The sequence below is a fragment of the Mycobacterium sp. genome (assembly GCF_008709575.1).
Classification (GTDB): domain Bacteria; phylum Actinomycetota; class Actinomycetes; order Mycobacteriales; family Mycobacteriaceae; genus Mycobacterium.
In genome coordinates this window covers 48391-55134 of sequence record NZ_VYIK01000018.1, presented here as the reverse complement: position 1 = coordinate 55134, position 6744 = coordinate 48391, and the positions used below count along the sequence as shown (strand labels likewise).

The window sequence follows — 6744 nt, the reverse complement described above, 5'->3', positions numbered from 1 at the left end:
CCGAGCGCCGCCGCGGCGACGTCCAGCAGCTGGGCCCGGGCGACGACGGCTGCGCTGGAACGCCCGGCCGCCCACGCCGATAACGCCGGCCACGGTTGGGTCTGCGCGGTGTCGGTCTCCAGCAGCGCCGGCAGCGCCTCGATGTCCTCGCCGCGCGGCAACGCGATCGCACACCAGCCGTCGGTCGTGGGCAGCAGCCGGGTGGCCCCGCCTGCGGAGATCCGGCCACGACGGTACAGGCCGCGCAGCGCCGCGCGCCCGGCCAGTATCGCGGCGGCGTCGGCCTCGACGCCGGAAAGCGTGAAGATATCGGCGGTCACCCGGCGGGCCTCGGCCAGCACGGCGGCGCGCGAGTAATCCGGCGGCCCACCCGGCGGGCCGGTCAGATAGGCCAGCCCGCTGCGGGCCCAATCCGCTGCTGCCGAGTCCACATCTCCTATTGTGATCCTATTGTGACCTGCGCCGCCTTCAGAACTGCAGCGCGGTGAACCGCCAGTCCAGCACCTGCCGGTCGGGTTGGGCGTAGACCAGCGACCGCAGTCCCAGTACGCCACCGTGCCGGGTCGGCTCGGCGGATTCAACGCTCACCTGGCTGTAGAGCGTGTCGCCTTCGTACACCGGCCCGGTGTGGTCGCAGGACTGCCAGCCCAGCACCGTGGCCACGTTCGGCAGCAGCCGGGTGACCTGCGCCAGCGCCAGCCCGATGGTGTGTCCCCCGTAGACCAGCCGGCGTCCACCGATGCGTGAGTCATGGTGTAGCGCAGCGATGTTCACGGTGAGCCGGGCGAGCTCGGGTGCGCTGCTGACCACGTCGCCGGTGCTGTGCAACACGGTGCCGGCGATGGCGGCGTCGAAGTGCGGTCCGGGCACCAGCGTGCGAAACGCGTCGGCGTCCCAGTCCGACGTCGGGTCGTGGATCGGCGTGGACGCGTCGGCGCCGATGCCGGACAGGTCGTCGTGGTGACCGGTGTCGCCGGCCTCAGGCCTGGCCGGCAGCATGGCGCAGCGGTAGAAGTCCAGGACCAATCGGTCGGCCTGATCGAACGTGGTCATCCGCAGTGCCGCCAGACCCGTGGGCTCCCGTCCCGGTTTAGCCGAATTCTGCCGCAAACCAACCACTTCCGTTCGGGTATACAACGTGTCGCCGATCACCGGGAAGCGGTGAAACCGCAACCCGCGGTAGAACAGGTTGGCTTTGACCCGCTGGGTGGCCAGCGTCGTCTGGCCGATCGCCACGTCGCACACCAACGCCGGGTGTGCCAGCGCGGCGGGCGCCCCGACCACCGCGGCGGCCAGGCCGGCGTCCAACGCAAGCCGCAGTCGATCGCCCACGATCGACTGGTGGACCGCCGCCATCCCGGCGGTCAAGGTCACCGACGGCGCGTCGGCGAACACCTGCCCGACCGAGAGGTCGTCGAAGTAGGGCCCGCCGCTCATCGCCCCTCCGGTCGGTCACTATGACGATAAGAATCTGGCGGTAGGAATCTTGACACACGCGGAGGCACGGATGAGCACGGCGCTGACCGACGAGGAGACGATGCTGGTCGAGACGGTGCGCGCCTTCGTCGACAAAGAAGTCAGGCCCACGGTTCGCGAGGTCGAACACGCCAACGAATACCCCGCGGCGTGGATCGAGCAGATGAAGCGCATCGGGATCTTCGGGCTGGCCGTTCCGGAGGAGTACGGCGGGACGCCGGTGTCGACGCCGTGCTACGTGGACGTCACCCAGGAGCTGGCCCGCGGCTGGATGAGCCTGGCCGGCGCCATGGGCGGGCATACCGTAGTGGCCACGCTGCTCACCCGCTACGGCACCGAGGAACAGAAGCGCCGCTACCTGCCGTCGATGGCCACTGGTGAGCTGCGCGCAACGATGGCGCTGACCGAGCCCGGTGGCGGCAGCGATCTGCAGAACATGACCACGACCGCGCTGCGCGACGGCGACGACCTGGTGATCACCGGGTCGAAGACCTGGATCAGCAATGCCCGCCATTCGGGGTTGATCGCCTTATTGTGCAAGACCGACCCCACCGCAACCCCGCGCCACAGCGGCATCTCGGTGGTGCTGGTGCAGCCCGGACCGGGTCTGACGATCTCGCGGGATCTGCCCAAGCTCGGCTACAAAGGGGTGGAAAGCTGCGAACTGTCCTTCGACGGCTACCGGACACCCGCCTCGGCGGTTTTGGGTGCGGTGCCCGGCAAGGGCTTCGCGCAGATGATGAAGGGTTTGGAGACCGGCCGCATCCAGGTGGCGGCCCGGGCGCTGGGGGTGGCGACGGCGGCCTTGGAGGACGCGTTGGCGTATGCCCGGCAGCGGGAAACCTTCGGCAAGCCGATCTGGCAGCACCAGGCCATCGGCAACTACCTGGCCGACATGGCGACCAAGCTCACCGCCGCCCGCCAGCTCACCCGCTATGCCGCCGAACGCCATGACAGCGGTGAGCGCGCCGACATGGAGGCTGGGATGGCCAAGCTGTTCGCCTCCGAGGTCGCCATGGAGATCGCGCTCAACGCTGTCCGCATTCACGGCGGCTACGGGTACTCCTGCGAATACGACGTCGAGCGGTACTTCCGCGACGCCCCGCTGATGATCGTCGGCGAGGGCACCAACGAGATCCAGCGCAACGTCATCGCCGCACAGTTGGTCGCCCGGGGCGGGATCTAACCGATCGCGTCCACCAGCCCCCAGGCCAGTGCTGTCGCCGGGTCGATCGTCCGGCCGGAGATAATCAAATACGCTGTGCGCCAACGGCCTATCCGACGAGTGATGCTGACGGTGCCGCCCGCGCCGGGAATCAATCCCAGGCCCAGTTCAGGCAAACCGAACACCGCGTCGGGCCGGGTCTCGACCCGCCCACAGAACGCCGCCATCTCCAAGCCGCTGCCCAGCACCCGGCCGTGTACCTCGGCGCGGCAGGCGGCACCGAGCCGGGCGGTCAGCGCGTCGAGCACCAGCGCCGGGCTGTGCCGGGTGCGCGCCAGATGCGCGCTGGCCGGGTCGCGCAACGTCCCGAACTCGGCAAGGTCACCGCCGCTGCAGAACGACGGCCCGTTGCCGGCGAGCACCACCTCGTCGATCGAGGGATCCAGGTGCGCCACCGCCAACGCCTCCAGCAACGCGGCCCGGGCAGCGGTGGACAACGCATTGTGGCGCAGCGGCCGGTTGAACACGACGCGCAACGTGTCGCCGTCGCGTGCGGCCAGCACCGGGTCGGCGAACTCGGGCACGGCGGCCGGGCCGCGTTCGGCAAGCCAGCGATGAAACTCCGGGCCGGACTGCAACGTGGAGTAGGCCAGCGACTCGGTGAGGACGCCAGGCAGCGTCGGGCCGCCGGGGTCGACGGATCGCAGCACGTCGTCGCAGACGGCGCTGGCCTGCGGCCAGCGCTCGCAGCGCCGCGTCAGTTCGGCCAGGGTGTCAGGCACCGAGTCGACGGTGATCACCCGCCGGTCGTCGGCGTCGTCTTCGGTGAGCGTGAAAGTAGCGTGTTGCAACCAGTATTCGGGTGCAGCAGCGATCGGGCCGGTGGCGATCACCACACCGGGCGGCGTAACGTCGTCGACCCCCGGCGGGTCCGTCAGATCGATGATGCGCAGGGTCACACGGAGTACTTCTGGACCAGTTCGCTCTTGTAGAGCTTGCCGGTGTCCGTGCGCGGCAACTGCGCTTCGAACGAGATCGACCGGGGACACTTGTAATGCGCCAGGCGATCCCGCAGCCAGGCCGCCAGCTCGTCGGCGAACTCATCGGTGGCGTCGGCCGGATCCACCGTCTGCACCACCGCCTTGACACTTTGGCCCATTTCGTCGTCGGGAATGCCGAACACCGCCGCGTCGAGGACTTTCGGATGGGTGACCAGCAGGTTCTCGGTTTCCTGCGGGTAGATGTTCACGCCGCCGGAGATGATCATGTGGTGCCGGCGGTCCGTCAGGTAGAGGTAGCCCTCCTCGTCGACGTAGCCGACGTCGCCCACGGTCACCCAGCCGTGCCGGTCGCGGGACGCCGCGGTTTTCTCGGCATCGTTGAGGTACTCGAACGCAAAGCCGCCCTCGAAGTAGATTTCACCGGGCTGTCCCGGCGGCAGCTCGGTGCCGTTCTCGTCGAGGATGTGGATCTGGCAGGCCAACGGCTTGCCGACCGAACCCGGATGCGCCAGCCACTCCTCGGCGCTGATCAGCGTCGACCCGATCGCCTCCGAGGACGCGTAGTACTCGTCGATGATCGGCCCCCACCAGTCGATCATCTGCTTTTTGATCTCCACGGGGCACGGCGCCGCCGCGTGTATCACCCGCTGCAGGCTGGATAGGTCGTAGGAATTGCGCACTGCCTCAGGAAGTTTCAGCATCCGGATGAACATCGCCGGGACGAACTGGCCGTGGGTGACCCGAAAACGGGCGATCGCGTCCAGACAGCCTTGCGGGTCGAATTTCTCCATGACGACCGTGGTGATGCCGGCGGCCTGCACACTCATCGACCACACCGACGGCGCGGTGTGATACAGCGGTGCCGGACTCAGGTAGACCGAATCGGGGGTCATCCAGGAACCGACCAGCGCCGCCATCATGCCGGGCGCCTGTGCCGGTGAGACGTGCGGCAATTCGCGTTTGATGCCCTTGGGTCGACCGGTGGTGCCCGACGAGTACTGCAGCAGGTCGCCTTCGCGCTCGTCGGCGATCGGCGTATCCGGCTGATCGGCGACACAGTGCGGGTAGCGCTGCCAGCCGGGCAGTTCAGTCTCCCCCTCGTCGCAGGCGATCATCCGCACATCGGGCAGGCCGTCCGGTAGATGCTGAGCCAGGTTCTCACAGGTCTTGCGCAGCGCCGAGGAGCCGATGACCGCCTTGGCGGCGCAGTTGTCGATGATGTAGGCGGCCTCAGCTGCGGTCAGGTGCGTGTTGATCGGCACGTAGTACAGTCCGCTGCGTCGCGCCGCCCACATGACCGCGTGGATGTGCTCGTTGTTCTCCATGAGGATGGCCACCGCGTCGCCCTCGACCAAGCCGGCCTGCCGGAAGTGATGTGCCAGCCGGTTGGCCCGGGCTTCCAACTCGTCGAAGGTGACGACGGTGCCCGACGGATACAAGATGACGGCGGGTTTGTCGGCGCCTTTCGCGCGCGAAGTGTGCTCTCGAATCTGCATGCGCCGACTGTACCGCCGAGAAACTCGACAGCTGTCCAGCCGCTGATGCGGCGAACCAGCGTGACGTGACACCGATATCCCGCCGTCGTAGCATTCCCCCCATGCTTGCCGTCACCTCGCTCGAGATCGACCCCAACGGGGTGCGTGCGGGGTCCGCGCAGTGCCGGCGCCTGGCCAGCGAACTGTCCCTCGCCGCCGCGCCGTCGTCCCCGGCGGTGTCCACCTGGCAAGCCACCGCGTTCCGGTCCAATATCTACCGTGCTGACACCGCCAAACTGCTTGCTTTGGCGCGCAACCGAATGCAGTCGGCAGCGGCCGGCCTGTGCGCGGCTGCGAACAGCTTCGAGCGCAACGAAGCCGTGTCGGCGTCGACCTTCCGCGCGCTGGGCAACCGCTGATGCCGCTGACCTCCGAGCTGCCGACGCTGTCCGAGGTCGAGTCGGCGAGCTTCGAGCACCTGCCCGACTCGGCGGCCTACTTTCGCCGCGCCGCCGACTGGGCCGAGCTCTCCTTCACCACGCTGCGCGACGCGGCCCGGCACCCGGGCGGAACCGAGTGGGACGGGCGGACCGCCGACGCTTACCTGGCCGCGCGCGAACGGGATTTGGTGGTCGCGGGCGGCGCGGTCTCCTGCTGGCGCGGTGGCGACGCGGTCTGCATGCGGGGCTTCGAGCAGATGACCGTCAGCAGGCAGTCGGTGCTCGACGCGGTCGCCGAGGTCCGCGCGGCAGGGTTCGAGGTCGCCGACGACTACACCGTCACCGAGACGTTCACCGGAGGCACGCCTGGGCAGCGGCAGGCCCGCCGGCACGAAGCTCAGGGGCACCGCAACTATCTCCGGCATCGGGTCGCCCTGCTGGTCGCCCACGACCGCGAGGTCGCGCACCAGATGGACGCCGCCCTCGGCGGGTTGGCCGACATCACCTTCGCCGAGTCCGGCGTCGACGACACGATTGTCGGTGACGACGACCGCACCCTGCTGCAGGCGGTCGACCGCCACGTTCCCCTGGATCCGGCTCCCACCCCTGGTCCGACGGCACAAGACATCCGCGCGGCTATCAAGGATTTGCCGCAAGGCAGTCGGGGCGGCTATCTAGAGGTGCGCAGTGAGGCGGAGCTGCGCAGCTTCTGGGACTGGCTCACGCAGCACTCTTACCCTCATACGCCGCCGAGTCCCTACCGGAGTGGAGCCGGTGCGCTGCGTCAGCTGCCGGACGGGACGATCGTCGGCATAGGCCCGAGCGATGCACACGGGACCACGATGGACGCTCGGCTTCCCGATGGTGAGTACGTCAAGCTTCACGTCAACGCCACCACGGGCGGGGAGTTGAATTTTCCCCGGCCAGGCGCGCCGGTGCCGCGCGGAGCGGAACCCGCGCTCGGGCCGCGGGGTCCGGTCGAACGTGTCCCGGCAGGACCGCCACCGGCACGCCCGGCGCCGCCCGCCGCTCGGGCGCCGTCGGGCGGTGGCGGAGGCGGAGTCGTCGGGCCGATGGACCCCAACAGCGTGCCGCACCCGATTCACCTGCCGCACAGCCACCACGGCCCGCCCATACTGGGCAAAGACGACGTGGCCGACCTCCCCGAGTTCGGCCCGCGATGACAC

Annotated in this window: 6 protein-coding genes and 1 pseudogene; 3 read left to right on the top strand and 4 right to left on the bottom strand. The window is 68.9% G+C overall.

Features of this window, described 5'->3' with window-relative positions:
• A pseudogene (locus F6Q13_RS06130) lies at nt 1–431 on the bottom strand (CoA transferase); the annotation flags it as partial.
• A gap of 37 nt (nt 432–468) precedes the next feature.
• Complete coding sequence (locus F6Q13_RS06125; RefSeq protein ID WP_293053907.1) at nt 469–1437, bottom strand: acyl dehydratase; 969 nt, start codon at nt 1435–1437, stop codon at nt 469–471.
• 70 nt (nt 1438–1507) lie between these two features.
• Here F6Q13_RS06125 and F6Q13_RS06120 point away from each other — a divergent pair, with 70 nt between their 5' ends.
• The gene (locus F6Q13_RS06120; protein ID WP_293053904.1) at nt 1508–2662 is read left to right on the top strand and encodes an acyl-CoA dehydrogenase family protein; all 1155 of its coding nucleotides are present in this window, start codon (nt 1508–1510) and stop codon (nt 2660–2662) included.
• Here the strand turns inward: F6Q13_RS06120 and F6Q13_RS06115 are convergent.
• Together F6Q13_RS06115 and fadD4 are read right to left on the bottom strand one after the other, a co-directional pair.
• Complete coding sequence (locus F6Q13_RS06115) at nt 2659–3594, bottom strand: enoyl-CoA hydratase/isomerase family protein (protein WP_293053916.1); 936 nt, start codon at nt 3592–3594, stop codon at nt 2659–2661. The genes F6Q13_RS06120 and F6Q13_RS06115 overlap by 4 nt on opposite strands.
• A 2-nt stretch (nt 3595–3596) precedes the next feature.
• Nucleotides 3597–5138, bottom strand: coding sequence for a fatty-acid--CoA ligase FadD4 (gene fadD4 / locus F6Q13_RS06110; protein ID WP_293053901.1), 1542 nt, complete (start codon nt 5136–5138; stop codon nt 3597–3599).
• A 101-nt stretch (nt 5139–5239) separates the two neighbouring features.
• Between fadD4 and F6Q13_RS06105 the strand changes: the two genes are divergently transcribed.
• Both F6Q13_RS06105 and F6Q13_RS06100 read left to right on the top strand, forming a co-directional pair.
• The gene (locus F6Q13_RS06105) at nt 5240–5536 is read left to right on the top strand and encodes a hypothetical protein (protein ID WP_293053898.1); all 297 of its coding nucleotides are present in this window, start codon (nt 5240–5242) and stop codon (nt 5534–5536) included.
• The gene (locus F6Q13_RS06100) at nt 5536–6741 is read left to right on the top strand and encodes a hypothetical protein (RefSeq protein WP_293053895.1); all 1206 of its coding nucleotides are present in this window, start codon (nt 5536–5538) and stop codon (nt 6739–6741) included. Before F6Q13_RS06105 ends, F6Q13_RS06100 begins: the two co-directional genes overlap by 1 nt.
• Nucleotides 6742–6744: the final 3 nt, after the last annotated feature.